Origin of the sequence: Caulobacter segnis (assembly GCF_029543125.1) — a bacterium.
GTDB lineage: Bacteria > Pseudomonadota > Alphaproteobacteria > Caulobacterales > Caulobacteraceae > Caulobacter > Caulobacter segnis_D.
This window is the reverse complement of sequence record NZ_JARQWW010000002.1, coordinates 835,733-860,536: the sequence shown is the minus strand read 5'-3', so window position 1 is coordinate 860,536 and position 24,804 is coordinate 835,733. Positions and strand designations below refer to the sequence as shown.

Annotated in this window: 22 protein-coding genes; 10 read left to right on the top strand and 12 right to left on the bottom strand. The window is 68.2% G+C overall.

Annotated features, from left to right (window positions below):
- Positions 1 to 30: 30 nt before the first annotated feature.
- From P7B02_RS08850 to P7B02_RS08840, 3 genes are read right to left on the bottom strand one after another with little or no spacing between them, the layout of a single operon-like run.
- On the bottom strand, positions 31 to 1,194 hold the full coding sequence (locus P7B02_RS08850; RefSeq protein ID WP_277785953.1) for an acyl-CoA dehydrogenase family protein: 1,164 nt from the start codon (positions 1,192 to 1,194) through the stop codon (positions 31 to 33).
- Positions 1,195 to 1,196: 2 nt separating this feature from the next.
- Entirely contained in the window at positions 1,197 to 2,987 is a 1,791-nt protein-coding gene (locus P7B02_RS08845) for an acyl-CoA dehydrogenase C-terminal domain-containing protein (RefSeq protein WP_277785952.1), read from the bottom strand.
- Positions 2,988 to 3,020: 33 nt separating this feature from the next.
- On the bottom strand, positions 3,021 to 3,503 hold the full coding sequence (locus P7B02_RS08840) for a MerR family transcriptional regulator (RefSeq protein WP_277785951.1): 483 nt from the start codon (positions 3,501 to 3,503) through the stop codon (positions 3,021 to 3,023).
- A 642-nt stretch (positions 3,504 to 4,145) separates the two neighbouring features.
- Between P7B02_RS08840 and P7B02_RS08835 the strand changes: the two genes are divergently transcribed.
- Positions 4,146 to 4,787, top strand: a complete 642-nt coding sequence (locus tag P7B02_RS08835; protein WP_277785950.1) for a S24 family peptidase — start codon at positions 4,146 to 4,148, stop codon at positions 4,785 to 4,787.
- A 57-nt stretch (positions 4,788 to 4,844) separates the two neighbouring features.
- Here P7B02_RS08835 and P7B02_RS08830 read toward each other — a convergent pair whose 3' ends face one another.
- From P7B02_RS08830 to P7B02_RS08820, 3 genes are all read right to left on the bottom strand, one after another.
- Entirely contained in the window at positions 4,845 to 5,123 is a 279-nt protein-coding gene (locus tag P7B02_RS08830) for a UrcA family protein (protein ID WP_277785949.1), read from the bottom strand.
- 354 nt (positions 5,124 to 5,477) lie between these two features.
- Positions 5,478 to 5,747 carry a UrcA family protein gene (locus tag P7B02_RS08825; RefSeq protein ID WP_277785948.1) on the bottom strand — a complete coding sequence of 90 codons (270 nt, stop codon included), beginning with the start codon at positions 5,745 to 5,747 and terminating at the stop codon, positions 5,478 to 5,480.
- Positions 5,748 to 5,917: 170 nt separating this feature from the next.
- Positions 5,918 to 7,579: a lysine--tRNA ligase gene (locus P7B02_RS08820; protein ID WP_277785947.1), complete on the bottom strand. Its 1,662-nt coding sequence runs from the start codon at positions 7,577 to 7,579 to the stop codon at positions 5,918 to 5,920.
- A gap of 103 nt (positions 7,580 to 7,682) precedes the next feature.
- Between P7B02_RS08820 and acs the strand changes: the two genes are divergently transcribed.
- Together acs and P7B02_RS08810 are read left to right on the top strand one after the other, a co-directional pair.
- Positions 7,683 to 9,617: an acetate--CoA ligase gene (gene acs, locus P7B02_RS08815; RefSeq protein ID WP_277785946.1), complete on the top strand. Its 1,935-nt coding sequence runs from the start codon at positions 7,683 to 7,685 to the stop codon at positions 9,615 to 9,617.
- Positions 9,618 to 9,704: 87 nt separating this feature from the next.
- Positions 9,705 to 12,533 (top strand): M16 family metallopeptidase, encoded by a 2,829-nt coding sequence (locus P7B02_RS08810; protein ID WP_277785945.1) that lies wholly within the window; start codon positions 9,705 to 9,707, stop codon positions 12,531 to 12,533.
- Positions 12,534 to 12,540: 7 nt separating this feature from the next.
- Here the strand turns inward: P7B02_RS08810 and P7B02_RS08805 are convergent, their stop codons facing one another.
- The 3 genes from P7B02_RS08805 to P7B02_RS08795 form a co-directional block, all read right to left on the bottom strand.
- Entirely contained in the window at positions 12,541 to 13,854 is a 1,314-nt protein-coding gene (locus P7B02_RS08805) for an Hsp70 family protein (protein WP_277785944.1), read from the bottom strand.
- A 92-nt stretch (positions 13,855 to 13,946) separates the two neighbouring features.
- Positions 13,947 to 16,235 (bottom strand): NADP-dependent malic enzyme, encoded by a 2,289-nt coding sequence (locus P7B02_RS08800; protein ID WP_277785943.1) that lies wholly within the window; start codon positions 16,233 to 16,235, stop codon positions 13,947 to 13,949.
- Between the two features lie 130 nt (positions 16,236 to 16,365).
- The gene (locus P7B02_RS08795) at positions 16,366 to 17,013 is read right to left on the bottom strand and encodes a glutathione S-transferase family protein (RefSeq protein ID WP_277785942.1); all 648 of its coding nucleotides are present in this window, start codon (positions 17,011 to 17,013) and stop codon (positions 16,366 to 16,368) included.
- 93 nt (positions 17,014 to 17,106) lie between these two features.
- Here P7B02_RS08795 and dapB point away from each other — a divergent pair, with 93 nt between their 5' ends.
- The 4 genes from dapB to P7B02_RS08775 are packed head-to-tail and all read left to right on the top strand — an operon-like array spanning position 17,107 to position 21,613.
- Positions 17,107 to 17,886, top strand: a complete 780-nt coding sequence (gene dapB / locus P7B02_RS08790) for a 4-hydroxy-tetrahydrodipicolinate reductase (protein ID WP_277785941.1) — start codon at positions 17,107 to 17,109, stop codon at positions 17,884 to 17,886.
- Between the two features lie 40 nt (positions 17,887 to 17,926).
- On the top strand, positions 17,927 to 21,013 hold the full coding sequence (locus P7B02_RS08785) for an intermembrane phospholipid transport protein YdbH family protein (protein ID WP_277785940.1): 3,087 nt from the start codon (positions 17,927 to 17,929) through the stop codon (positions 21,011 to 21,013).
- Positions 21,014 to 21,049: 36 nt separating this feature from the next.
- Positions 21,050 to 21,238: a YnbE family lipoprotein gene (locus P7B02_RS08780; RefSeq protein WP_277785939.1), complete on the top strand. Its 189-nt coding sequence runs from the start codon at positions 21,050 to 21,052 to the stop codon at positions 21,236 to 21,238.
- 24 nt (positions 21,239 to 21,262) lie between these two features.
- The gene (locus P7B02_RS08775; protein ID WP_277785938.1) at positions 21,263 to 21,613 is read left to right on the top strand and encodes a YdbL family protein; all 351 of its coding nucleotides are present in this window, start codon (positions 21,263 to 21,265) and stop codon (positions 21,611 to 21,613) included.
- A gap of 11 nt (positions 21,614 to 21,624) precedes the next feature.
- On the opposite strand, the gene cysQ is transcribed toward P7B02_RS08775, so the two are convergent.
- Positions 21,625 to 22,374, bottom strand: a complete 750-nt coding sequence (cysQ, locus tag P7B02_RS08770; RefSeq protein WP_277786016.1) for a 3'(2'),5'-bisphosphate nucleotidase CysQ — start codon at positions 22,372 to 22,374, stop codon at positions 21,625 to 21,627.
- 19 nt (positions 22,375 to 22,393) lie between these two features.
- The gene (locus tag P7B02_RS08765; RefSeq protein WP_277785937.1) at positions 22,394 to 22,579 is read right to left on the bottom strand and encodes a DUF3553 domain-containing protein; all 186 of its coding nucleotides are present in this window, start codon (positions 22,577 to 22,579) and stop codon (positions 22,394 to 22,396) included.
- Positions 22,580 to 22,636: 57 nt separating this feature from the next.
- On the opposite strand from P7B02_RS08765, the gene chpT reads away from it, so the two are divergent.
- The 3 genes from chpT to P7B02_RS08750 all read left to right on the top strand — a co-directional run bounded on the left by chpT (position 22,637) and on the right by P7B02_RS08750 (position 24,551).
- A complete protein-coding gene (gene chpT, locus P7B02_RS08760; protein ID WP_277785936.1) occupies positions 22,637 to 23,293 on the top strand; it encodes a histidine phosphotransferase ChpT in 657 nt (218 codons plus the stop codon).
- Between the two features lie 68 nt (positions 23,294 to 23,361).
- Positions 23,362 to 23,727: a response regulator gene (locus P7B02_RS08755; RefSeq protein WP_277785935.1), complete on the top strand. Its 366-nt coding sequence runs from the start codon at positions 23,362 to 23,364 to the stop codon at positions 23,725 to 23,727.
- Positions 23,724 to 24,551 carry a CheR family methyltransferase gene (locus P7B02_RS08750; RefSeq protein WP_277785934.1) on the top strand — a complete coding sequence of 276 codons (828 nt, stop codon included), beginning with the start codon at positions 23,724 to 23,726 and terminating at the stop codon, positions 24,549 to 24,551. Before P7B02_RS08755 ends, P7B02_RS08750 begins: the two co-directional genes overlap by 4 nt.
- Before the next feature lie 66 nt (positions 24,552 to 24,617).
- On the opposite strand, the gene P7B02_RS08745 is transcribed toward P7B02_RS08750, so the two are convergent.
- Positions 24,618 to 24,755, bottom strand: a complete 138-nt coding sequence (locus P7B02_RS08745) for an entericidin A/B family lipoprotein (RefSeq protein WP_277785933.1) — start codon at positions 24,753 to 24,755, stop codon at positions 24,618 to 24,620.
- Between the last annotated feature and the right edge of the window lie 49 nt (positions 24,756 to 24,804).

The window sequence follows — 24,804 nt, the reverse complement described above, 5'->3', positions numbered from 1 at the left end:
CCTGCGGGTACTAGTTCAGGTTTTGGGGGGTCACAGCGTCCTCGCAATGAGGAGCTTCATGATCTCGTTCGTGCCGCCGTAGATGCGCTGCACACGGCTGTCGCGGTACATGCGGGCGATCGGATATTCGTTCATGTAGCCGTAGCCGCCGAACAGCTGCAGGCACTCGTCGACGATCTTGTTCTCAAGATCGCTGACCCAGTACTTGGCCATGGAGGCGGTGGCCGCATCCAGCTTTCCGGCCAGATGCTGCTCGATGCAGTGGTTGACGAAGACCCGGGCGACGGTCGCCTCGGTCTTGCACTCGGCCAGCTTGAACTGGGTGTTCTGGAAATCGATCAGGGCCTTGCCGAAGGCCTTGCGGTTCTTGACGTAGTCGAGGGTCACGGTCAGCGCCCGCTCGATGGTCGCCATGCCCTGGACGGCGATGTTCAGGCGCTCCTGCGGAAGCTGGCCCATGAGCTGGAAGAAGCCCTGGCCCTCGTCCACGCCCAGCAGGTTCTCCGTCGGAACCTTCACGTCGTTGAAGAACAGCTCGGAGGTGTCCTGGGCCTCGTGCCCGATCTTGTCGAGGTTGCGGCCGCGCTCGAAGCCCTCGGCGCCGTCGGTCTCCACGAAGATCAGCGACACGCCCCTCGCGCCCTGTGACGGGTCGGTCTTGGCCACCACGCAGATCAGGTTGGCGGTCTGCCCGTTGGTGATGAAGGTCTTGGAGCCGTTGATGACGTACTGGTTGCCCTGCTTCACGGCCGTCGCCTTGACGCCTTGCAGGTCGGAGCCCGCGCCCGGCTCGGTCATGGCGATGGCGCCGACCAGCTCACCGGTGGCCATGCGCGGCAGCCAACGCTGCTTCTGCTCCTCGGTGCCGTAGTGGAAGATGTACGGCGCGACGATGGCGTTGTGCAGGCTGGCGCCGAAACCGTCGACGCCCTTGAGGCCGAGCTGCTCCATGAGCACGACCTCGTGCCGATAGTCGCCGCCCGGACCGCCATATTGCTCGGGCGTGGAGAGGCAGAGCAGGCCCGCCTCCCCCGCCTTGGTCCACATCTCGCGGTCCACGACGCCGTTTTCGCGCCAGCGGGCCACTGTGCTTTCGGGGGCGTGCTCGTCAAAGAAACGGCCCACGGCGTCCTCGAAGATCACCATGTCCTCTTCGGCCATGAAGGCCGGCCGTTCAACTTGAAGCACGCCCATGATCAGAAAGCCTCCGCCGGCAGCGACATCAGCGTCGCTGAACCCGTCTTCAACTTCGCCAGATGCGACGCCGCGTCAGGCAAGAGGCGTTCGACGAAATATCGGCCGGTCGTCAGCTTGGTCGCGTAGAGCGGGTCCGTGGAGCCCTCGGCGATCTTGGCCAGCGAGGCCTTGGCCATCAGCGCCCACATATAGGCCAGGCCCGTGAGCCCGAAGAGGTGCATGTAGTCGGTGGACGCCGCGCCGGCGTTGTCCGGGTTCTGCAGGCCGTTTTGCATCAGCCACAGGGTGGCGTCCTGCAGTTGCGCCTTGGCGGAGGCCAGACCGTCGATGAACGGCTTCAGCTCGGCGTCGTCGCCGTTCTCGCCCACGAACTGATCGACCTCGGCGAAGAAACTCATCACCGCGCGCCCGCCGTTGGCCGCCAGCTTGCGGCCCACCAGGTCCAGGGCCTGGATCCCGTTGGTCCCCTCATAGATCAAGGCGATGCGGCAATCGCGCAGGTACTGGCTGGCGGGGAAGTGCTCGGTGAAGCCCGAACCGCCGTGAACCTGCATGGCGTCCGAACAGATCTTGAAGCCCTTGTCGGTCAGGTAGCCTTTCAGCACCGGCGTCAGCAGGCCCATGTAGTCGTTGGCCTTCTGGCGCACCGCCTCGTCCGGGTGGGCGTGGGCCAGATCGCCGTGCAGGGCGGTCCAGAACAGGAAGGCGCGGCCGCCTTCGATGGTCGCCTTGGAGTCCAGCAGCATGCGGCGCACGTCCGGATGGACGATGATCGGATCGGCCGGGCCGTCCGGGTTCTTCGGGCCGGTCAGGGAACGCCCTTGCAGGCGGTCCTTGGCGAAGCTGACGGCGGCCTGATAGGCGGCCTCCGCCTGAGCAACGCCCTGCAGGCCGACGCCCAGACGGGCCTCGTTCATCATCACGAACATCAGCTTCAGGCCGCTGTTCTCCTCGCCGATCAGCCAGCCCTTGGCGTCCTCGTACTGCATGACGCAGGTGGCGTTGCCGTGGATGCCCATCTTCTCTTCGAGGCCCACGCACTTGGCGCCCTCGTTGCGCTCGCCCACCGAACCGTCGGACTTGGGCAGGAACTTCGGCACGATGAACAGGCTGATGCCCTTCACCCCGGCCGGCGCGCCTTCGATGCGGGCCAGGACCAGGTGGACGATGTTGTCGGCCATGTCGTGCTCGCCGGCCGAGATCCAGATCTTCTGGCCGGTGATGCGATAGCTGCCGTCAGCCTGCGGGACCGCCTTGGTGCGCAGCAGGCCCAGGTCCGTGCCGCAGTGGGGCTCGGTCAGGTTCATGGTGCCGGTCCATTCGCCGGACACCATCTTGGGCAGGTAGAGGTCCTTCTGCTCGTCCGAGCCGCCGTAGTGGATGGCCGAATAGGCGCCATGCGCCAGACCCGGATACATGGAGAAGGCCATGTTGGCCGAGCTGCTCATCTCTGAGAACGACAGGTTCACCACGTGCGGCAGGCCCTGGCCGCCATAGTTCGGGTCGGAGCCGATCGCCGTCCAGCCGCCTTCGCACAGTTGCTTGTAGGCTTCCTTGAAGCCGTCCGGCGTCTTGACCGTGAAATCCGGATTCCAGACGCAGCCCTGCTTGTCGCCGACGCCGTTCAGGGGGGCCAGCACCTCGCCGGTGAAGCGGCCGGCTTCTTCGATGATCTGGTCCACCACGTCGATCGAGGCGTCGGCGAAGGCCGGCAGCTCTGCGTACTGGTCGATCTTCAGCACGTCCCGCAGCAGGAAGGCGTGGTCACGGACGGGCGGTTGGTAAGCCATGGGTGCTCCGAACTGGGAAGGCGTTGAAAACGGCTATTTGGCCGAAAGGGGATAGGTGTGGCCGTCGAGACGGGCCCGCAACATCTGGTCGTAGTCTTCCGCCCGCGGCAGCAGGTCGGGGCGCACCTCGGCCAGTTGTTTCTCCAGACGCTCGCAGGCGGTCTTCAGCTCGCTGATCGCCTGGTCGATGTCCTCGCGTTGCTGCTCCATCTCGCTGATGCGCTGACGGAAACGCTTGAGCGAATGCGCGCTCTGCATCACCGGGCCGTCCTCGGCGCCGTAGAGCTCGAGAATGTCGCGGATCTCCGCCAGGGGCAGGCCCACGCGCTTGCCGCGCAGGATGAGCTGAAGGCGGGCGCGATCCTTGTAGGAATAGACCCGGTTCATCCCGTCGCGCGACGGCGCCAGCAGACCCTTGTCTTCATAGAAGCGCAGGGCGCGCGGAGTGACTTTGAATTCCTGGCATAGCTGGCGGATCGTGAAGGTCCGCTCCGGACGACGCAGCTCGGCAAGCATCAGACGGCTCCCTGTCTCGACCTTTGCGGTCTTGTTGTTCGAGAACTCTATATTCCCTTTACGTTAGCGTCAACGCAAGGGCCGCCGTGCGAATGGCTCTGCATGCCGCTGATAACCACCGCCGGGCGCGGCGACGCTCAGCCTCAACCGTGATCTCGGGAAACCAGCTTGGATAACCCGCAGATCGCCGCTCAGGTCGCCAAGCGCCTGCTCGCGGCGGAGATGGAGGCCCCGCGCGTGGGCGGTCCGAAAGAGCGCGTTGCCGCGGCCCTATTCAGCCTGGCCTGGATCGCCACCCTCCTGACCCAGATCGTCGCCGACGCCACGGGCCACTCTGGCGATCGATCTGGCCGTGCTGACCTGTCTGTTGTCCATGGCGTGGGAGTCGCCGCGCGATTGGCCGACGGTCGCCGCCGGGTTTCAGGCGATCGCTACGGCGGCGCATATGGCCCGAATCTATGGCGCTGCCGGCGATGCCAGCGCCTAGTTGCAGGTCATCGGCATCGCGGGGTTCGGGACGGCAGGCGTCCTCGCGCTCGCGACCTGGCGGGGCGATGAATGACAACCTATTCTAGGTTTACATTCCTAAATGGGCGACCTATTTTCCTCATACCACGCTGCAAGGATACGGGCCGCAGGGCCATGTCGCCGCTCTCCCATTCGCAGATCTGGTCGGCCATCGACGCCCTGGCGGCGCGCTTCGACATGACGCCGTCGGCCCTGGCCAAGCTGGCGGGCCTCGACGCCACCAGCTTCAACCGCTCCAAGCGCTTCGGCGGCGAGGCGGACGCCCGCCCCCGCTGGCCGTCCACCGAAAGCCTGGCCAAGGTCCTGGACGCCACCGGCGTCAGTCTCAGCGAATTCGCCGCCCTGTCCGAGGGCGGCCGCCCGGTCGCCCATCGCGGCGTGCCCCTGATCGGCTTCGCCCAGGCGGGCTCCGACGGTTTCTTCGACGACGCCGGCTATCCGGTCGGCCAGGGCTGGGACGAGGTGGACTTTCCTGGTGTGGCCAAGGACGGCGTCTACGCCCTGGAGATCGCCGGAGACTCCATGTCCCCCGTCTATCGCGACGGCGACCGCATCGTGGTCTCCCCGGCCACCGAGGCCCGGCGCGGCGACCGCGTGGTGGTCAAGACCCTGGAGGGCGAAGTGATGGCCAAGGAGTTGGTCCGCATCACCGCCAGCCGCATCGAACTGGCCTCGCTCAATCCGGAGTATGAGGGCCGCACCCTCGACCGGCGCGAAATCGCCTGGATCGCCCGGATCCTCTGGGCCAGCCAATAGCTCAAACGAAAAGGCCGCCCCGAACGGAGCGGCCCATCGACGCCTGTTCTACAGTGATCAGCGGGCCGCGAACTGGACCGCCGGACGGACCGCCGCGAGCTTGGTCTGGAATTCCTGGCGGACGGCGGCGCGGCAGTCGGCCTGGCGGCCCCAGGAGCCGCGGTCTTGCGCGCACAGGGCGCGGCCGGCGCGGGTGATGCGCTGCTCCAGCTTGGCGGCGCCGGACGCCTTGGTCAGGTCGAGGTCGCTGAACTTCACGGCCACTTCAGCCTGGCTGGCGCCGGCGGCGATGATGAAGCTGCCGAAGGCTGCGGCGGCAAGAACGGTCTTGAGCATTTCCAACTCTCCGGTGCTGACGGCCTTGCGGGGGCTTGGCGGCCGTCGTTGTGAACCGAGGAAATGAATACTGCCGCGTCATAAAGAACGCATCTTAACTCGGAGTCATTACACTGATTTAATCAAGACAAATCAAAGCAACATTTTTGTATTCATCGCGACAATTAATTCAAACAGTGCTGAAAGATGCAAAAGTTGCTTTTAACGGCGCAATTGCGGCGCCGCCGCTCTTGAGCGGCCACGGCGAGGCTTCAGGCAAAAGAAAAGCGGGCCGCCCGGGAGGAAGGCGGCCCGCTCCTTGAATCCTCCCGAACTGGAGGATTGGGGGGGTATGTCCGGGAGGATTAGCTCGGCTTAGCGCGAGGCCAGCTGGATCGCGTTGGTCGAAGCCAGTTGCGACTGGACTTCAGCGCGGACAGCGGCGCGGCATTCCGGAGCACGCGACCAGGAGGCGCGCTCGGTGTTGCAGACGGCGCGGCCGGCGCGGGCGATGCGCTGCTCCAGCTTGGCGGCGCCGGCGGCCTTGGACAGGTCCAGGTCGGAGACCTTCACGGACACTTGGGCTTGGGCGGCGCCGGCCAGAGCGACAGTGAGAGCGGCGGCGGTGATGACGGTCTTGAACATGATCTTATTCCCCTAGTGGGCGACCATTCCTCGGCCGCCGTTGAACGTGAGGAAGAGATACCTCGCCGCTCAGGGAATGGTCATGTTAATTTGCCGTCATTACGCCCATTTAATGCAATTACATACCTGTAATGCTGGATATGACAGAATTAATTCTCCGTTAACCGTCATTAGTCCGCAATAATCTTGCTCTCGATGAGCTGAATCGTCCGATCCAGACCAAAGATCGCGGCGAATGAGCCGAAACGCGGCCCCTGGCTCTGGCCGAGCAGGACTTCATACAGACCCTGGAACCAGGCGCGCAGCGGCTCGAACCCGCCATCCTTGCCCGCGGCATAGACCTCGTTCTGGATGACTTCCGCGTCCTGGCAGCCTTCCGGCAGGGCCTTGAAGCGGGCCAGCAGGTCCAGCATGGCCGCGCGTTCCTGCTCGGTCGGAGCCCGGAACGCCTTGTTCGGCTTCACGAAGTCCTCGTAGTAGTTGATCGCGTAGCCCGCCAGGCGGTCCAGCAGCGGCTGGCTCTGCGCGTCGGCGCCGGGGATGTAGCGGCTGAGGAAGCCCCACAGGATATCCTTGGTGGACGCATCCGCCGCCGACACCAGATTCAGCAGCAGTGAGAAGCTGACCGGCGAGCCGTATTGCGGCGGGCGGGCCGAATGGACGTGCCACACCGGATTGCCCAGCTGCTGGTTCTCGTCCTGGCGCGGATAGGCGTCCAGCTGCTGCAGATACTCGTCCGTCGCCTTGGGGATGACGTCGAAGTACAGCTTCTTGGCCGACTTCGGGCTCTGGAACATGTAGTAGGACAGGCTCTCGGGCGCGCCGTAGCGCAGCCAGTCCTCCATCGTCAGGCCGTTGCCCTTGGACTTGGAGATCTTCTGGTTGTTCTCGTCGAGGAAGAGCTCGTAGTTGAACCCTTCCGGCGGCGTCCCACCCAGGATCTTGCAGATCTGCGAGCTGACCTTGACGCTGTCGATCAGGTCCTTGCCGGCCATTTCGTAGTCGACACCCAGGGCCGTCCAGCGCATGGCCCAGTCGGGCTTCCACTGCATCTTCACATGGCCGCCGGTGACCGGAACCTCGGTCTTCTCGCCGTTCTCATCCTCGAAGACGATCGTGCCCTTGGCGACATTGCGCTCCAGGGTCGGGACCTGCAGCACGCGGCCCGTGGTCGGGCTCACCGGCAGGAACGGCGAATAGGTGGCGCGGCGCTCCTCGCCCAGGGTCGGCAGCATCACCTTCTGGATGGCGTCGAAACGCTCCAGGGCGATCAGCAAGGTCTCGTCAAAACGGCCGCCCTTGTAGCAGTCGGTGGCGGAGATGAATTCGTACTCGAAGCCGAAGCCGTCGAGGAACGCCTGCAGGCGGGCGTTGTTGTGCGCGCCGAAGCTGTCATGCGTGCCAAACGGGTCGCGCACCACGGTCAGGGGCTTGCCGAGGTCCGCTTCCAGCACCGCCTTGTTCTCGATGTTCTCGGGAACCTTGCGTAGGCCGTCCATGTCGTCGCTGAACGAGATCAGGCGCGTGGGGATGGCGTCGTCGGTCAGGGCGCGGAACGCCGCGCGGACCATGGTCGTGCGCGCCACTTCGCCGAAGGTGCCCAGGTGCGGCAGGCCCGACGGGCCGTAGCCGGTCTCGAAGATCACCGGCCGTTGCAGCGCCGGCAGGGTCTTCACCGCCTCGTCCGTTTTGCCCGCATTGATCAGCGTCGCGGCGAGATCGCGCTCGGCGTCGGACAGACGGATGCGCAGGACGCGGGCCAGCAGGGCGCGGGCTTGCTCGAACGGCCACGCCTTGGCGGCCTGGGCGGTGTGGGAGAGACCTTGATACATAGCGGCGGCGTATAAGACTTCCGCGTCGGATAGTCGATTGGTCTGCTTGCGCCGCCTCTCGCGGTCCGCATAGTTCCCCGCAACGATAAGCGGGAGAAGACCCTTGAGCGACGAGTTGTTTCCGGTCCCGGCCGAGTGGGCCGCCAAGACGCACATGGACAAGGCCGCCTACGCGGCCGCCGTCGCCCGCGTCGAGGCCGACCCCGACGGCTTCTGGCGCGACGTCGCCGGACGGCTGGACTGGATCAAGGCTCCCTCCAGGATCAAGGACGTCTCCTTCGACAAGGACGACTTTCGCATCCGCTGGTTCGAGGACGGGGTGCTGAACGTCAGCGCCAACTGCATCGACCGCCACCTGGCGACGCGCGGCGACGAGACCGCAATCATCTTCGAGGGCGACGAGCCAGGAGCCGGCGGCAAGCTGACCTATCGCGAGCTGCACGCCGAGGTGTGCCGCATGGCCAACGTCCTGAAGTCGCTGGGAGTCAGCAAGGGCGACCGGGTCACCATCTACCTGCCCATGGTTCCTGTCGCCGCCGTGGCCATGCTGGCCTGCGCCCGCATCGGGGCGGTGCATTCGGTGGTGTTCGGCGGCTTCTCGCCCGACAGCATCGCCGGGCGGATCGAGGACTGCGGCTCCAAGGTGGTCATCACCGCCGACGAAGGCTGTCGCGGGGGCAAGCGCATTCCGCTGAAGGCCAATGTCGACAAGGCCCTGGAGCAGGCCGCCGTCGACAAGGTGCTGATGGTCCGCCTGACCGGCAAGGACGTGCCGGTCATCGCCGGCCGCGACGTGGTCTATGGCGACGTGAAGGACGGCGTTCCGGCCGATTGTCCGCCGGAACCGATGAACGCCGAGGACCCGCTGTTCATCCTCTACACCTCCGGCTCCACCGGAAAGCCCAAGGGCGTGCTGCACACCACGGGCGGCTATCTGACCTGGGTCGCCTGGACCCATGAGCTGGTCTTCGACTACCGCCCCGGCGAGGTGTTCTGGTGTACGGCCGATGTGGGCTGGGTCACCGGTCACAGCTATGTGGTCTATGGCCCCCTGGCCAACGGCGGGACCACCCTGATCTTCGAGGGCGTGCCCAACTATCCCACCCCGGCCCGCTTCTGGGAGGTGGTCGACCGCCACAAGGTGGAGATCTTCTACACCGCCCCCACCGCCTTGCGCGCCCTGATGCGCGAGGGAGACCACTTCGTCACCGACAATTCGCGCAAGAGCCTGCGCCTGCTCGGCAGCGTCGGCGAGCCGATCAATCCGGAAGCCTGGCTCTGGTACCATCGCGTGGTGGGCGAGGGCCGCCTGCCCATCGTCGACACCTGGTGGCAGACCGAGACCGGCGGCGTGCTGATCTCGCCCCTCCCCGGCGCCACCGACCTGAAGCCCGGTTCGGCCACCAAGCCCATGCCCGGTGTGAAGCCACAGCTTGTCGACGCCGAGGGCAAGGTCCTGGACGGCGCGATCAGCGGCAATCTGGTCCTCACCGACAGCTGGCCCGGCCAGATGCGCACGGTCTTCGGCGACCACCAGCGCTTCATCGACACCTATTTCAGCACCTATCCGGGCAAGTACTTCACCGGCGACGGCGCCCGCCGCGACGCGGACGGCTACTACTGGATCACCGGTCGGGTGGATGATGTGATCAACGTCTCCGGCCACCGCCTGGGCACGGCCGAGATCGAGTCCGTCCTGGTCGGCCACTCCGGCGTCACAGAGGCCGCGGTCGTCGGCTATCCCCACGACATCAAGGGCCAGGGCATCTACGCCTATGTCACCCTGCATCAGGGGGTGGAGCCCAGCGAAGAGCTGCGCAAGGAGCTGATCGCCTGGGTGCGGTCGGAGATCGGTCCCTTCGCCACCCTCGACGCCGTGCAGTGGGCCCCCGGCCTGCCCAAGACCCGCTCCGGCAAGATCATGCGCCGCATCCTGCGCAAGATCGCCGAGAACGAGATCGGCGCCCTGGGCGACACCTCCACCCTCGCCGACCCGTCCGTGGTCGACGACCTGGTGAAGAACCGCGCCCCGGTCTGATCCGCGCCTGCGTGGCAAGATGACCGTTCCGTAATCTTCCCAGGCTGAGGGCCGGTGCTAGGGTCTCCGTTCCATCTGGAGACCCTCATGCGCCTCGCCAAAGCCGCCGTCCTCGCCTTCGCGCTTTCGACCACCGCCCTGACCGGCTTGGCCGCCGCCCCTGCGGTCGCCGCCGAGATCGCCGTCCCGCCCATCGCCTACAAGGAGCGGACCCTAGCGAACGGCATGAAGGTCTACTGGTCGCGCGACGCGGCGACCCCGAACGTGACCGTCCAGGTCTGGTACGGCGTCGGGTCCAAGGACGACCCCAACGGCCGCTCCGGCTTCGCGCACCTGTTCGAACACATGATGTTCAAGGCCACGCGCGACATGCCGTCCGAGACGCTGGATCGCCTGACCGAGGACGTGGGCGGCTTCAACAACGCCTCCACCTATGACGACTTCACCAACTATTACGAGGTGGTGCCGGCGGCGCATCTGGAGCGCCTTCTGTGGGCGGAGTCCCAGCGCCTGGGCGCCCTGGTGGTGGACGAGGCGATCTTCAAGTCCGAACGCGACGTGGTGAAGGAGGAGCTGCGTCAGCGCATCCTAGCCCAGCCCTACGGCCGGCTGTTCGGCCTCTACATCCCGCAGAACTCCTACACGACGCACCCGTACAAGCGCCCCGGCATCGGCTCGATCGAGGAGCTGGACGCCGCCACCATCGACGACGTGCGCGCCTTCCACGCCACCTACTACCGGCCGGACAACGCCGCCCTGATCGTGGTCGGCAACTTCGACGAAACCCAGTTCAACGCCTGGGTCGACAAGTATCTGGCGCCCATCAAGACGCCCTCGACGCCCCTGCCGCGCGTCACGGCGGTGGAGCCGGCCCGCACCGGCCCGAAAACCGTCACCACCTACGGCCCCAATGTGCCGCTGCCCGCCGTGGTGACCACCTGGCTCGGCCCGAAGGCTTCGGACAAGGACGCCGCCGCCACGGCGGTGCTCAACACCATCCTGTCGGGCGGCAAGTCGTCCCGGCTCTACAACACCCTGGTCTATGACAAGCAGGTGGCGGTGGAGGCCTTCTCCGGCGCCGACCTGCCGGCCCAGCCGGGCCTGATCTATGCCGGCGCCATCGTGGCCGGCGGCAAGACCATCGCCGAGAACGAGGCCTTGCTGAAGGCCGAGGTGGCCCGCATCCGCGACACCCCCGTCACAGCCGCCGAGCTGGACGAGGCCAAGACCGAGCTGATCGCCGCCGCCGTCCGTGACCGCGAGACCATCGACAACCGCGCCTTCGCGCTCGGCTACGCCGTGATGACCGAAGGCGACGCCGCCAAGGCCAACAGCGCCGTGGCCGAACTGTCGGCCGTCACCGCCGCCGACGTGCAGGCCGCCGCCCGCAAGTACATGCGCGACGACCGCGGCGTGACCATCCGCTACCTGCCCGAATCCGAACGGCCCAAGGGCGAGGCGGCGGTCACGACCCCGACCCCTGTCGTGCCCAGCGTCAAGTTCGCGGGCGAGATCGTCACCCTGCGCCCCGAAGGTCAGCGCCAGGCGCCGCCGCCGGTGGGCCAGGCGGTGAACCCGATCCTGCCCTCGCCTAGCGAGACGACCCTGCCCAACGGCCTGAAGGTGGTGGTGGCCAAGAGCTCGGCCCTGCCGCTGGTCGCCGCCCAGCTCACGGTGAAGGCCGGCGCCTCCTCCGACCCCGAGGGCAAGGCCGGAACCGCCAGCCTGATGGCGGACCTGCTGACCGAGGGCACCGCCACCCGCAGCGCCCAGGACATCGCCGCCCAGAGCGAGGCCCTCGGCGCCAACCTGTCGGCGGGCTCGGGCTGGGAGTCGTCCTCGCTCAGCCTCAGCGTGGTGAAGAGCAACCTCACCCCCGCCATGACCATCTTCTCGGACCTGGCCCGCAACCCGGCCTTCAAGGACGAGGAGATCGAACGCATCCGCAGCCAGTCCCTCGACGGGCTGAAGGTGTCGTACCAGCAGCCGGGCTCTCTCGCGGGTTTCGTCACCGCTCCGGTGCTCTACGCCGGCACGCCCATGGGCCACGTGGCCGGCGGCACGCCCGCCTCCCTGCCCAGGATCGCCCGCGCCGACCTGGCCGCCCTGCACCAGGGCGCTTGGCGGCCGGACAATGCGGTCCTGGTCCTGACCGGCGACATCACTCCCGATGAGGGCTTCGCCCTGGCGCGCACCGCCTTCGGCGACTGGAAGGCCTCCACCGGCAAGCCTCTGACCGCCCCGGCCGTGAACCCGGCCGCCGCACCGCGCCAGGTGATCATCGACCTGCCCGGCACCGGCCAGGCGGCCGTGGTGCTGGCCAAGACCGCCATCGCCCGCAAGGACCCGAGCTACTACGCCGGCATCGTCACCAACAGCGTGCTGGGCGGCGGCTATTCGGCCCGCCTGAACCAGGAGATCCGCATCAAGCGCGGCCTGTCCTACGGCGCCAATTCCGGCCTCTCGCCGCGCCTGACCACCGGCGGCTTCTCCGCCTCGGCCCAGACCAAGAACGAGTCCGCCGGCGAGGTGGTCGGCCTGATCCGCGCCGAGCTGACCCGCCTGGCCGCCCAGCCCGCCGCGCCGGAGGAGCTGACCGCCCGCAAGTCGGTGCTGATCGGCGGCTACGGCCGCTCCCTGGGCACCGCCGGGGGCCTGGCCGGCATCCTGGGCGACCTGTCTTTCAACGGCATCGATCTGAGCGAGATCCAACGCTACACGGCCAAGGTCGAGGCGGTGACCCCCGCCGACGTTCAGGCCTTCGCCCGCACCAGCCTCGATCCCGCCAAAGCCAGCGTCGTCATCGTCGGCGACCGCAGCCAGATGGGCGACAGCGTTGTGCAGGCGCTGCCGCAGGCCGAGGTGATCCCGGTGAATCAGCTCAACCTCGACAGCGCCTCGCTGAAGGGAAAGTAGGCCAGGATCAGGCGGAGGGCGCGCGGGCGCACCAGGCCGACAGGTCGTCCTCCGCACCGATCAGGGCCAGGCCGGAGGCGATGGAGACCAGCTCCGCCCCGCTCTCCAGCTTGGCCTCCCCGAACCGGCGCTCGAAGATCTCCCGCACCGCCGGGACAAAGGACGAGCCGCCGGTCATGAACACCCGGTCGACGCCGGCTTCGGTCAGGTTCGCCTTGCGCAGGGCCTCGTCCACGGCCCGCTCCATAGCGCCCAGCTCCGGGGCGATCCAGGACTCGAAATCGGCTCGCTCCACCCGGGCCCCGATGCGCACGTCGCCGCCCTCGAACACGAAGGGCGCACTCTCGGCGCCCGACAGCGCCTCCTTCAGCCCCGACACCGCGCGGTACAGGCTGTAGCCGTGGTTGTCGTCCAGCAGCTCCACCAGCCGCTCGATCTTCTCCGGCTCCACGGCCGTGCGGACCAGGGCGCGGATGTCCTTCATGTCCTTGGACGACCGCAGCAGGGCCAGCTGCTCCCACCGCGCGAAGGCGGTGAAATAGCGGTTGGGGATCGGCAGGACGTTGTCGAAGGCGCGATAGGAAGAGCCCTTGCCCAGGCTCGGCGACACCAGATTGTCGATGATCCGGTAGTCGAAGGCGTCCCCCGCCACGCCCACGCCGCTGTTGGCCAGGCCCTGCGAACGGATGCGCCCCGCATGGCGCTCGAACCGCACCAGCGAAAAGTCCGAGGTGCCGCCGCCGAAGTCGGCCACCAGCACCGTGGCGTCCTGCTCCAGCCGCCGGGCGAAGAAGAAGGCCGCCGCCACCGGTTCGAAGGCGTACCAGATGTCGTCGAAGCCCAGCCGCCGGAACGCCGCCTCGTAGCGGCGCAGGGCCAGGTCCGGATCGGGGTTGGACCCCACGAAGTTCACCGGCCGCCCGACGATCAGCCGCCGCCCCGCCTCCAAGGCTCCCGGACCATGCTCGCGCAGGCGCAGCAGGAAGGCCGACAGAAGGTCCTCGAACCCGTACCGCTTGCGCAAAATCTGGGTCTCGGTGAACAGGGCGCTGGCCGAATAGCTCTTGAACGACTGGATGAACCGCGTCTCCAGCGGGTCTTCCACATAGCTCTCGATCGCCCACGGCCCGGCCTCGACGATCCGCTCGGCGGGGTCGTGCGGCGAGGCGTGGAAGCTGAGGGCCGAGCGGAAGGGCGCGGTCTCGCCCTGCGGCGCGGCGAAGTGGGCGAGGTGCGCGCCGCCAGCCCCGTCGCCCAGGGCGACGACGCTGTTGGTGGTGCCGAAATCGACGCCGATTGCGGCCTGGTTGGCCGTGGTCATGGTGCGCTCCAACGCTAGAGAGGAGACGGCGGATCGCCCGCCGCCCTCCTCAGGGCGTCAGGCGCGTCTCGCCATCGAAATGTGAGGGCCGGTCAAGCGCCCGCCTCGGCCAGCGGCCGATCGTAGGCGGCCATCAGGGCCATGTTGAGAATCTTCGACACCGAGGCCGAGAGCGGACAGATCTGCACCGACTTCTCCAGTCCCAGCAGCACCGGCCCGATGACCGTGGCGCCGCCCAGGGACTGAACCAGCTTGGTCGAGATCGAGGCGGCGTGGATGGCCGGCATGATCAGGACGTTGGCGCTGTCGGTCAGGCGCATGAACGGATAGTTCGCCCGCAGGCTCGGGTCCAGCGCCAGTTCGGGCGGCATCTCGCCTTCGTACTCGAAGTCGACGTTCATGCCGTCGAGGATCTCCACCGCCCGGCGCACCTTGTCCGAGCGCGTGCCCATGGGGTTGCCGAAGGTGGAGTAGGACATGAAGGCCACGCGGGGCGTGAAGCCCAGCTTGCGCACGTCGCGCGCCGCTTCGCAGGCGATGGAGACCAGCTCCTCCGCCTCCGGCAGCTCGGTGACGTTGGTGTCCGCGATGAACAGGGTGTGCCCCTTGGCCAGCACGATGGACATGCCCATGACCCGGCCGCCCGGCGCCGGATCGATCACCCGGCGGACCTCCTCCAGCACCTGGTCGAAGCTGCGGGTCACGCCGGTGACCATGCCGTCGGCGTCGCCCATGGCCACCATGGCGGCGGCGAAGCTGTTGCGGTCCTGATTGATCAGGCGCTGCACGTCGCGGCGCAGGTAGCCCTTGCGCTGCAGGCGCTCGTACAGGAAGTCCACATAGACCGGGTTCTTGTCCGACAGGCGGGCGTTGACGATCTCCAGCGGGGTGTCGTCCGGATTCAGGCCCACCAGCTTCATGTTCTGATGCACCAGGTTCTCGCGGCCGCACAGGATCGCCTGCCCCAGCCCCTGGGTCTGGAAGGCGTAGGCGGCGCGGATCACCGACGGCTCCTCGCCCTCGGCGAACACCACCCGCTTCTGCGGATTGCTCATCACCGAGCCGCTGATCCGCTGCAGGAAGGCCGCCGTGGGGTCCAGACGCTGGGCCAGGCTGGCGCGATAGGCGTCCATGTCCTCGATCGGCTTGCGGGCAACGCCGGTGTCCATGGCCGCCTGGGCCACGAAGGGCGGGATGTACCAGATCAGGCGCGGGTCGAAGGCTGAGGGGATGATGTAGTCGGGGCCGAACTTCAGCTGCCGGCCGTGATAGGCGGCGGCCACCTCGTCCGGCACGTCCTCGCGCGCCAGTTCGGCCAGGGCCCGGGCGCAGGCGATCTTCATCTCGTGGTTCACCCGCCGCGCGCGCACGTCCAGGGCGCCGCGGAAGATGTAGGGGAAGCCCAGGACGTTGTTGACCTGGTTGGGGTAGTCGCTGCGGCCCGTGCCCATGATGGCGTCGGGACGGACGGCCTTGACCTCTTCCGGGGTGATCTCCGGATCGGGATTGGCCATGGCGAAGATGATCGGGTTCGGCGCCATGCTGGCGATCATCTCGGGGGTGAAAGCGCCCTTGGCCGACAGACCCAGCAGCACGTCGGCGCCGGCCACCGCCTCGGCCAGGGTGCGCTTGTCGGTCTTCACCGCGTGGGCGCTCTTCCACTGATTCATGCCCTCGGTGCGGCCCTCATAGAGGACGCCTTTGGAGTCGACCGCGAGCACGTTCTCCGGCCGCACGCCCATGGCCTTGATCAGCTCCAGCGAGGCGATGCCCGCCGCGCCGGGTCCGTTCAGCACGACCTTCACGTCCTCCAGCTTGCGGCCGGTGATGGCGCAGGCGTTGATCAGGCCGGCGGCGCAGATGATCGCCGTGCCGTGCTGGTCGTCATGGAAGACCGGGATGTCGAGCAGGTCCTGCAGCTCGGTCTCGATGCGGAAGCACTCGGGGCTCTTGATGTCCTCGAGGTTGATGCCGCCGAAGGTCACGCCGATATTCTTGACCACCGTGATGATCTCGTCGGCGTCCTTGGTGGAGACCTCGATGTCGATGGAGTCCACGTCGGCGAAGCGCTTGAACAGGACGCTCTTGCCCTCCATCACCGGCTTCGACGCCAGGGCCCCCAGATCGCCCAGACCCAGGATCGCCGTGCCGTTGGAGATCACCGCCACCAGGTTGCCCTTGGAGGTGTAGTCGTAGGCCGCGTCCGGATCGGCCGCGATGGCGTGAACCGGCACCGCCACCCCAGGCGAATAGGCCAGGGACAGGTCACGCTGCGTCGCCATGGGCTTGGTCGGCGTCACCGCCAGCTTGCCCGGGGTCGGATAGCGGTGGAAGGCGAGCGCTTCTTCGTCGGTGAAGGCGCGTTTCTCGGCGTCGCTCATGCGGCGTTCGTCCCGTCTGCAGGCTTTATGGGCCCGCCGTACATGCGGCGAACCCTTGTGATGAAGGGCACGCACCCTAGCGAGCGCCTCGCCCCCTCACAACCGCCGCCGCGGTGAACGCCCGTTCGGATCAGGCCCCGGCGCGCAGGGCGGCGAGGCCCTGGTCGATCTCGGCGCAGACCTTGACCGCCAGCGGATGGGCCGAGGCGCGGCTCCAGTAGGCGGCCAGGTTGGGCCGCTCGGCGATCATGGACGGCCGGCGGAACGCACCCTCGATCACCGGCAGGAAGTGCAGCATCGGGATCAACTGGCAGTCCGCCAGCCGCAACGCCCCGTCCGCCGCCGGCTTCAGATCGCACAGGTGGCTGTCCAGGTGGTCCAGGCCGGCCTCCAGCTTGGCGAACTCCTGCTCCGCCACCGCCGCATCACGGACGCGCGGATTGAGGTGCTTGAAGAGGACGCTCATCGGCGCCGCCACATAGAGGTCGCCGACCCGGGCGATCAGGCGCTGGCGGGCAGTCTCCTTCGGATCGGCCGGACGCAGGGCGACCTGCGGAAAGGCGTCCTCCAGATATTCCAGGATGGTGTCGGACTCGGCGATCACCTGGCCGTCGTCCAGCACCAGGGCCGGGATCTTCCCGATGGGATTGATCGCCAGATACTCCGGCGACTTCAGTCCGCCCGGCGGCGTGGCCAGCTCGATGTCCAGGCCCTTGGCGTAGACGGCCAGCCGCACCCGGGCGGCGAACGGCGACATGTCGTGGGTATAGAGTTTCATGACGTCTCCCCTGCCGCGACGGCTTGACCGCGCGGTTTGGCCGCGAGACTAGACTGCAAGCTCGATCGGCGACAGTTGTTTTTGGAGACCCACTTGTCCGACACCCTCCGCATCGCCGTGGCCGGCGCGCTCGGCCGCATGGGCAAGGCGGTCGCCGCCGTGGTCGAGACCAGCACAGACGCCGAGGTTTTCGCCCGCTTCGACCGCCCCGGCGCGACCGGGGACGGCCTGGTGGACGCCGACGCCGCCCTGGCGGTGGCCCATGTGGTCATCGACTTCACCGTGCCGGAAGCCTCCGTCGCCCTGGCCGAGCGCTGCGCGGAAAAGGGCGGCCCCGCCCTGATCATCGGCTCCACCGGCCTGGACGCGGCTCAGGAGACCCGCCTCGCCAGGGCCGCCGAGAAGGTCGCCATCGTCCGTTCGGGCAACTTCTCCCTCGGCGTGAACATGCTTATGGGCCTTGTGGCTCAGGCCGCCCGCGCCCTGCCGGCCGAGGACTGGGACATCGAGGTCTTCGAGGCCCATCACAAGCGCAAGGTGGACGCCCCCTCGGGCACCGCCCTGATGCTGGGCCAGGCCGCCGCCGATGGACGCGAGGTCGATCTGGCCGCCGTGTCCGACCGCGGCCGCGACGGCATCACCGGCCCGCGCACGCCCGGCGCCATCGGCTTTTCGGTGGTCCGCGGCGGCGGCATCATCGGCGAGCACAGCGTGATCTTCGCCGGCGAGGAGGAGATCCTGACCCTGTCGCATTCGGCGCGTGATCGCAGCCTCTTCGCCCGTGGCGCGTTGCAAGCTGCACGATGGGTGAACGGTCAAGCTCCAGGCCTCTACGACATGCAGGATGTGCTCGGACTGAAGTGCGGGCGCTGACGCCTTATTTCTGTCCCGCGAGCCACGACCCTGAGGGCGGATGACGGAGACGACGCAGAACCCCGAACCGACCGCCCGCCCCGCGCCTTCCCGGCGCGCGCGGCTGGCCGCCGTCGCTCTTGAGGTCGGCGCGGTCGCCCTGTGGAGCGTGGCGGCCGGCGGCCTGATCGTCCTGGCCCAGCGCCGCGAGATCGCGCGTGAGCTGGCGGTCTCCTGGCTGCGCGAGCGGGGCGTGGAGGCGGCGGTCGACATCCGGGCGCTCGATGTGGACGGCTTCGTGGGCCGGGTCCGCGTGGGGTCGGAAGCCGATCCGATCTTCACCGCCGAGCGGCTGGAGGTGGCCTACGCCCTGACCCCGCCCTGGGCCGGCGACAAGTTCGCCATCGAGACCCGCGCCGTGCGCCTGGTCCGTCCGCAGCTGAAGGCGGCCTTCATCAATGGAAAGCTGTCCTTCGGCGCCCTCGATCCGCTGATCGAGGACTTCACCAAGACCCCGCGCCCCGAACAGGAAGGCGGCCCCGCCGTCCTGATCCAGAGCGCCCGCATCGACCTGGGCACGGATTTCGGCCGCGTCACCCTGATCGGCGACGGGGCCATGGACCAGGGCGCGCTGCTGCGTCTGGACGGCGCTCTCATGCCCGCCCGGCTGCGCAAGGACGATTTGACACTCGCCACCAACGGCGGCCGCTTCTCCCTGCGCAAGCATGACGCCCGCCTGCGGGCCTCGCTGCACCTGTCGCCCTCGACTCTGACCCAGGGCGCGACCCGGCTGGAGGGCCTGGAGGGCGATCTGGCGGGCGAACTGCCCTATCCTGACCTGCGCGGCATGTCGGCCGCCGGCCCGGCCAGCCTTCAGGCCGCGCTCAAGGCCGGACGCGGACAGATGGGCGAGGCCTCGATCAACCTCGCGCGGCTGAAGCTGGACTGGAACGGTTCGATCTTCGGCTATCCAGAGCGCGCCGCCCTGTCCGGCCGTCTGGACGCCTCCCTGACCGCCGACCGGATTGCCCAGGCCGGACAGGCGGCCCGTGATGTCGAGGCGCGCCTGCTGCTCGACGGCTTCCGGTTCAATCACGACAAGGCCGGCGACACCTTCGAGGGCGCGGCCCGAATCCAGGCCAGCGCCGACGCCCTGGACGCCGGCGGGCTCGACCTGCAACGCGTGGCGCTTGGCGCCCGCACGGGCCGCATGAGCGCCCGGAACGACACCCAGGGCTTCACCCTGAACGGCCAGTTCGCCGTGGACGGCGGCGCCTCCACCTCGGCCGCCACCGCCCGCCGCATCTCGGCCCGGACCCCGGTCGTCGCCCAGAACCCGGCCTATCAGGCGGCCCTGACCCGCAACCTCACCCGCCTGACTCTCCACGCCCCGTCGCTGGCGGTCGCCATCCGTCCGGACAGCCTGAAAGCGACGGCCAGCCGGCCGCTGACGGTTCGCGGCGCAAGCGGCGCCCGCGTGACCCTCGACACCGGCGGGGGTTCTCTGATCCAGGCCGTCGGCGGCGCGGCGTCCGGTGCGGCGCGGGTGGAGCTGGCGGGCGGCGGCCTGCCCACGGCCAATCTGCGCATCGCCCGCTGGACCAGCGGCGCCCGGGGCGTCGAAGCCGCTCTGTCGCTGGACGCCAAGCTGGACGTCCCGCCGTTGCAGAACCTGACCCTCAAGGGCGACGCCCGCGCCGCTGGCCGAGACGGCCTGTGGACCGTGCGCCTGGACCGCTGCGCCGACGCCGAGGCGGAAAAATTCGTCATGGGGGAGACCAGCATCGACGGCATCGCCGCACAGGTCTGCGCCAACGGCCCCATCCTGCAGGTCGGGCCCAACGGCTGGCGCGCCGACGGCCGCCTGACCAAGGCCAGGGCCGGCCTCACCGCCGCCGAGTCCGAGCTGGCGGGAGGCGAAGCCGCCTTCCGCCTGAGCGGCGCGAACGGGGCCATGAACGGCGAGGTCAAGCTGAGCGCCGCCAAGGTGGTCGATCGCCAGCCGGCCCCGCGCTTCAATCCCATCTTCGCCGACGGGACCATCCGCCTGGCCCGCAACCGCTGGAACGGCCCGGTGACCGTGCGCACCGAGGCCGGCCGGCCCCTGGCCCGCATCGACGTGGTCCACGACATGAACAGCGGCGTCGGTTCGGCGGTGATCGACGCCTCGCAGATCAGCTTCATGCCCGATGGTCTGCAGCCGTCCGAGATTTCGCCCATGGCCGCGCCGCTGGAGAACGCCCAGGGCGCGCTCAGCTTCACCGGCCGTTTCGACTGGAACGCCGCCGGCATGACCAGCAGCGGGCGGCTGGCCGGTTCGGGTCTCAGCTTCAAGGGACCCGCCGGTCTCAGCAGCGGCGCGGCGGTGGACATCGCCTTCACCAGCCTCACGCCGCTGATCAGCGCCCCGGCCCAGACCGCGACCATCGCCCGCGTCGAGGCCTTCGCTCCCGTGGAGCAGGTCGCCGCCGCCTTCCACCTGGAGGAGAAGGCCTTCGTGCTCGAGGGCGCGACCGCCCAGACGCTCAAGGGCGTCGTGCGGGTCGAGCCCATGACCGTAGGCTATGAGGGCGGCGTCATACGCGGCGCGGTCGTTCTGGAGGGCATCCAGCTGGGCGAACTGGTCACCAGCACATCCCTGGTGGACCGCCTGCAGATCAACGGCCTTTTCGACGGCCGCATCCCCTTCGAGATCGACGGGGAGAAGATCCGGGTCCACGACGGCAAGCTGACCGGCCGCCCGGGCGGACGTCTCTCCATCAGCCGCTCCCTGATCAACAACACCACCGCCAACGGCCAGCAAGTGGAGTCCACCAACGCCATCCAGGACTTCGCCTATCAGGCCATGGAGAACCTGGACTACGCCAAGCTGGAGGCCACGGTGAACAGCACCGATTCCGGCCGCCTGGGCATCCTGTTCCATATCGAAGGCCAGCACGCTCCCAAGGTGAAGGAGAAGGCCCGCGTCGGCATTCTCGACGCCATCCGCGGCCGGGCCTTCAACAAGCGCATCGCCTTGCCGGCCGGGACGCCGGTCAATCTGACCCTCGACACCTCGTTCAATCTGGACGACCTGCTGGCGGGGTGGCGGCGCAAATGGGCCGATCCGCAAGACACCCCCTCGCGTTCAGGCGCCGTTCAGCCGTAGAATCCGATTAACTGAGCCATGACGGAGACCACGATCATGACCAAACGCGCAGCAGCGCTCGCCACAGCCGCCCTCGCGGCTTCACTACTTGGAGCCGCCTGCACGCCGACGGTGCGTGTGAAGGTCGATCCGATCAACATCTACGCCAAGCTGGACGCCGACGTCCGGGTGCGCCTGGACAAGGAAGTCCAGACGCTGATCCAGCAAAACCCGAACCTGTTCTAGGCGCCTGAGGAGACAAGTTTCATCATGATGCGCAAGCTTTTCACCGCCGCCGCCCTTGTCACGCTGATTGGCGCCGCCTCGGCTCCGGCCCTGGCCCAGTCCAACGCCAAGGCCCAGGTGGACATCGCCAAGAGTGCCGGCGTCGTCGGCGAGCAGGCGGACGGCTATCTCGGCTTCGTATCCATGGGCGACTCCGCCCTGCAGGCCGCCGTCCGCGAGATCAACGCCGGCCGCGCGGGCGTCTATCGCGACATCGCCGCCAAGACGGGCGTGACCCCGGAGGCCGCCGGCCAGGCCGCGGCCCGCCAGCTGTTCGAACGCCTGCCCGCCGGCGCCTGGTACAAGCCGGAAGGCGGCTCCTGGGCCAAGAAGTAAGCGGGGGTTTTCTAGCCCCCGCGGGCGACAAACCAGCCGTTGCGGAAACCCGCCTCGGCCTTGCCGTACAGGAATGGCGAGCCGTCGGGCGTCTCGAAGCGCCCGCCGGCTCCCTCCAGCACCGCCTGCCCGGCGGCGGTGTCCCACTCCATGGTCGGCCCGTGGCGCGGATAGATGTCCGCCGCGCCCTCGGCGATCCGGCACAGCTTGATCGAGCTGTCCATCGGCTGGCGCAGGTCGAAGCCGTACTCGGCCTGCAGCTTCTGCGCCGTCTCGTCCTTCATGGTGTGCGAGACCAGGGCCACCGCCTCGCCCTTCGGCCAGGGCCGCACGCGCACAGGCGCCGCCGCCTCGCCGCCCCGACGCTTCAGCGTGCCGGCCTCGGTCGTGAACCAGGTCTCCATGGTCACCGGCGCGCAGACCGCCCCCGCCACCGAACGGCCGTTCTCGATCAAACCAATGTTGACCGTGAAATTGGGGTCGCCCCGCACGAAGGCCTTGGTGCCGTCCAGCGGATCGACCAGGAAGAAGCGCCCCGCCGCGTCGGTGGGCACGCCGTTCTCGGCGGAATCCTCCTCCGACACCACCGGGATGTCCGGGAAATGGCGAGCCAGGAGCTGAAGGATCAGGGCCTCGCCACGCTGATCGGCCTCGGTCACCGGGCTCTCGTCAGCCTTGCGGATCACGGTCAGGTCCGAGCGCCAGTAGGGAAGGATCAGGCGCGCGGCCTCCTCCACGATGTCGGCCAGGATTTCGCCCATTGCGGCGTCGTTGCTCAACTCAGCTTCCCCTCGGATCGTCGCCGACGAAGATCAGGCGGACGGCGTCCGTGTCGATCGTCTGCTTGCCGGCCTGCTCGAAATTCACCGTCACCCGCCGGCCGGCCACGGACTGGACCTGACCCAGCCCCCAATCGTCCTGGTCGGGATGGCGCACCAGGGCGCCGGGTTCGAGAAACAGGTCCATCGGGCCGTCTTTAAGGGCCATTTTCCCGGGCGCCAAATCAGGTCAAGGTCCGCGTCGATGACCGACGCCGCCGACACCCCCGCCCAACAGTCTCCCTCCGAACTGGCGGCCCTGCTCGCGGCGCGCCTGTGTCACGACTTCATCAGTCCGGCCAGCGCCATCGTCTCCGGCCTGGACCTGCTGGAGGACCCCACGGCCCAGGACATGCGCGAAGACGCCATGAGCCTGATCAACGCCAGCGCCCGCAAGCTGGTGGACCTGCTGCAGTTCAGCCGCGTGGCCTTCGGCGCCTCCGCGGCGGCGGAAAGCTTCGACTGTCGCGACCTGGAGACCCTGGCCCAGGGCGTCTACGCCCATGTGCGGCCGGAGCTGGAGTGGGTGGCCGACGCCCCCCAGGTCAACAAGCCCGCCGCCCGCGCCCTGCTGAACCTGGCCCAGATCGCCGCCGGCGCCCTGCCGACCGGCGGCAAGGCCCGCCTGCGCGTGCTGCTGGCCGACAACCGCTATGTCATCACCGTGGACGCCTCCGGTCCCCGCGCCCGGCTGCGGCCGGAAGTGGTCGCCGGCCTTAAGGGCGAGCCCCTGGGCGACGGCATCGGCGGCCAGTGGATCCAGGCCGCCTATCTGCACAATCTGGTCAAGGCCAGCGGCGGCCAGGTCGCCGCCGAGACCGCTGAAGAGCGCGTCACCCTGGCGGCCTGGGTGCCCGCCTAAGCGGCGCCATTACCCCTCCTTAACCAAACCGGCGCAAAACGGCTCATTGGATTGGAGCCCGCGCGCCTGTGAAGACCTGCCTCGTCGTCGATGACAGCCGGGTGATCCGGAAAGTCGCCCGACGTATCCTGGAGGACATCGGCTTTCAGATCGCCGAGGCCGCCGACGGGATGGAGGCGCTCGCCTGGTGCCGTGCGGCCATGCCCGACGCCATCCTGCTCGACTGGAACATGCCGGTGATGAACGGCGTGGAGTTCCTGCGCCAGCTGCGTCAGGAACCCGGCGGCGCCGCGCCCGTGGTGGTTTTCTGCACCGTCGAAGCCGATATGGAGCATATCCGCGAAGCCCTCGGCAGCGGCGCGGACGAGTACATCATGAAGCCGTTCGACGGCGACGTGATCGAAGCCAAGTTCATTGAGGCGGGCGCCCTGTGAAACCCGCCGACCTAGAGTTCCTGGCGGCCCTGTGCCGCTCCCGCGCCGGCCTGAAGGTCGCGCCGGAGAAGACCTATCTGATCAACAGCCGGCTCTCCCCCGTGGCCCGCCGCGAAGGCTTCGCCAGCATAGACGACATGCTCGCCGCCGTCCGCGCCAAGCGCGAGGAGCGCCTGATCTGGGCGGTGGTCGAGGGCATGACCGGCGCCGAGACCGCCTTCTTCTTCCCCCGCGAGGCCTTCAACCAGTTCGAGAAGGAGCTGCTGCCGGCCATGGCCCAGCGGCGCCCAGGCGGCGCGGTGCGCATCTGGAGCGCCGCCTGCGCCACCGGCCAGGAGGCCTATTCCCTGGCCATGATGGCCGAGGAGGCTCGCGCCGAGATCCCCGGCCTGCGCCCGGAGCTGTTCGGTTCGGACCTGTCGGAGCGCTGCCTGGAGAAGGCCCAGAGCGGTCTCTACACCCAGTTCGAGGTGCAGCGCGGCCTGCCGATCCGCAAGCTGGTGACGCACTTCGAGAAGATCGACGACATGTGGTCCCTGGAGCCGCGGGTGCGCCAGATGGTGCGCTGGCGGCGGATCAACCTGATCTCCGACCTGTCCGCGCTCGGCCGCTTCGACATTATCTTCCTGCGCGGCGTGCTGGCCACCATGGACGAGGGGGTGCGGGCCCGCGTGCTGGAGAACGTGGCCGTCACCCTGGCCGACGACGGTTTCCTGGTGCTCAGCCCCGGCGACGATCTGGGCGGCCTGACCGGCGCCCTGCTGCCCCTGGACGGCCAGCCCGGCGTGTTCGGGCGCGACCCGAACTTCCGCAAGGCGGCCTGATCCCCCAACGCAAAAGGCCCCGCGGATGCGGGGCCTTCCTCGTCTCGGTGAACCCGAGCGGCGGTCTTAGTTCTTGGCGTCTTCAGCGGTGCTGGTGACGGCGCGGCCGGCGGCCGTGACGTCCTGGCCGGCGCCCGAAACGGTGTTGCAGGCGGCGGCGGTCAGACCAGCGGCGACGATCGCCATGACAATGAGCTTACGCATGAGAGTTTCTCCTGAACGCCGTTTGGGGGAACGGCTTTGTATCGCGCCG

What these genes read in the sequence shown, in the direction of transcription:
- P7B02_RS08835 (WP_277785950.1), top strand. Translation starts at nt 4,146, where the DNA reads ATGTCGCCGCTCTCCCATTCGCAGATCTGGTCGGCCATCGACGCCCTG.
- P7B02_RS08795 (WP_277785942.1), bottom strand. Translation starts at nt 17,013, where the DNA reads ATGAAACTCTATACCCACGACATGTCGCCGTTCGCCGCCCGGGTGCGG.
- P7B02_RS08825 (WP_277785948.1), bottom strand. Translation starts at nt 5,747, where the DNA reads ATGTTCAAGACCGTCATCACCGCCGCCGCTCTCACTGTCGCTCTGGCC.
- chpT (WP_277785936.1), top strand. Translation starts at nt 22,637, where the DNA reads ATGACCGACGCCGCCGACACCCCCGCCCAACAGTCTCCCTCCGAACTG.
- P7B02_RS08785 (WP_277785940.1), top strand. Translation starts at nt 17,927, where the DNA reads ATGACGGAGACGACGCAGAACCCCGAACCGACCGCCCGCCCCGCGCCT.
- P7B02_RS08775 (WP_277785938.1), top strand. Translation starts at nt 21,263, where the DNA reads ATGATGCGCAAGCTTTTCACCGCCGCCGCCCTTGTCACGCTGATTGGC.
- P7B02_RS08830 (WP_277785949.1), bottom strand. Translation starts at nt 5,123, where the DNA reads ATGCTCAAGACCGTTCTTGCCGCCGCAGCCTTCGGCAGCTTCATCATC.
- cysQ (WP_277786016.1), bottom strand. Translation starts at nt 22,374, where the DNA reads ATGGGCGAAATCCTGGCCGACATCGTGGAGGAGGCCGCGCGCCTGATC.
- P7B02_RS08820 (WP_277785947.1), bottom strand. Translation starts at nt 7,579, where the DNA reads ATGTATCAAGGTCTCTCCCACACCGCCCAGGCCGCCAAGGCGTGGCCG.
- P7B02_RS08805 (WP_277785944.1), bottom strand. Translation starts at nt 13,854, where the DNA reads ATGACCACGGCCAACCAGGCCGCAATCGGCGTCGATTTCGGCACCACC.
- P7B02_RS08765 (WP_277785937.1), bottom strand. Translation starts at nt 22,579, where the DNA reads ATGGACCTGTTTCTCGAACCCGGCGCCCTGGTGCGCCATCCCGACCAG.
- P7B02_RS08840 (WP_277785951.1), bottom strand. Translation starts at nt 3,503, where the DNA reads ATGCTTGCCGAGCTGCGTCGTCCGGAGCGGACCTTCACGATCCGCCAG.
- P7B02_RS08845 (WP_277785952.1), bottom strand. Translation starts at nt 2,987, where the DNA reads ATGGCTTACCAACCGCCCGTCCGTGACCACGCCTTCCTGCTGCGGGAC.
- P7B02_RS08800 (WP_277785943.1), bottom strand. Translation starts at nt 16,235, where the DNA reads ATGAGCGACGCCGAGAAACGCGCCTTCACCGACGAAGAAGCGCTCGCC.
- P7B02_RS08850 (WP_277785953.1), bottom strand. Translation starts at nt 1,194, where the DNA reads ATGGGCGTGCTTCAAGTTGAACGGCCGGCCTTCATGGCCGAAGAGGAC.
- P7B02_RS08745 (WP_277785933.1), bottom strand. Translation starts at nt 24,755, where the DNA reads ATGCGTAAGCTCATTGTCATGGCGATCGTCGCCGCTGGTCTGACCGCC.
- P7B02_RS08780 (WP_277785939.1), top strand. Translation starts at nt 21,050, where the DNA reads ATGACCAAACGCGCAGCAGCGCTCGCCACAGCCGCCCTCGCGGCTTCA.
- P7B02_RS08810 (WP_277785945.1), top strand. Translation starts at nt 9,705, where the DNA reads ATGCGCCTCGCCAAAGCCGCCGTCCTCGCCTTCGCGCTTTCGACCACC.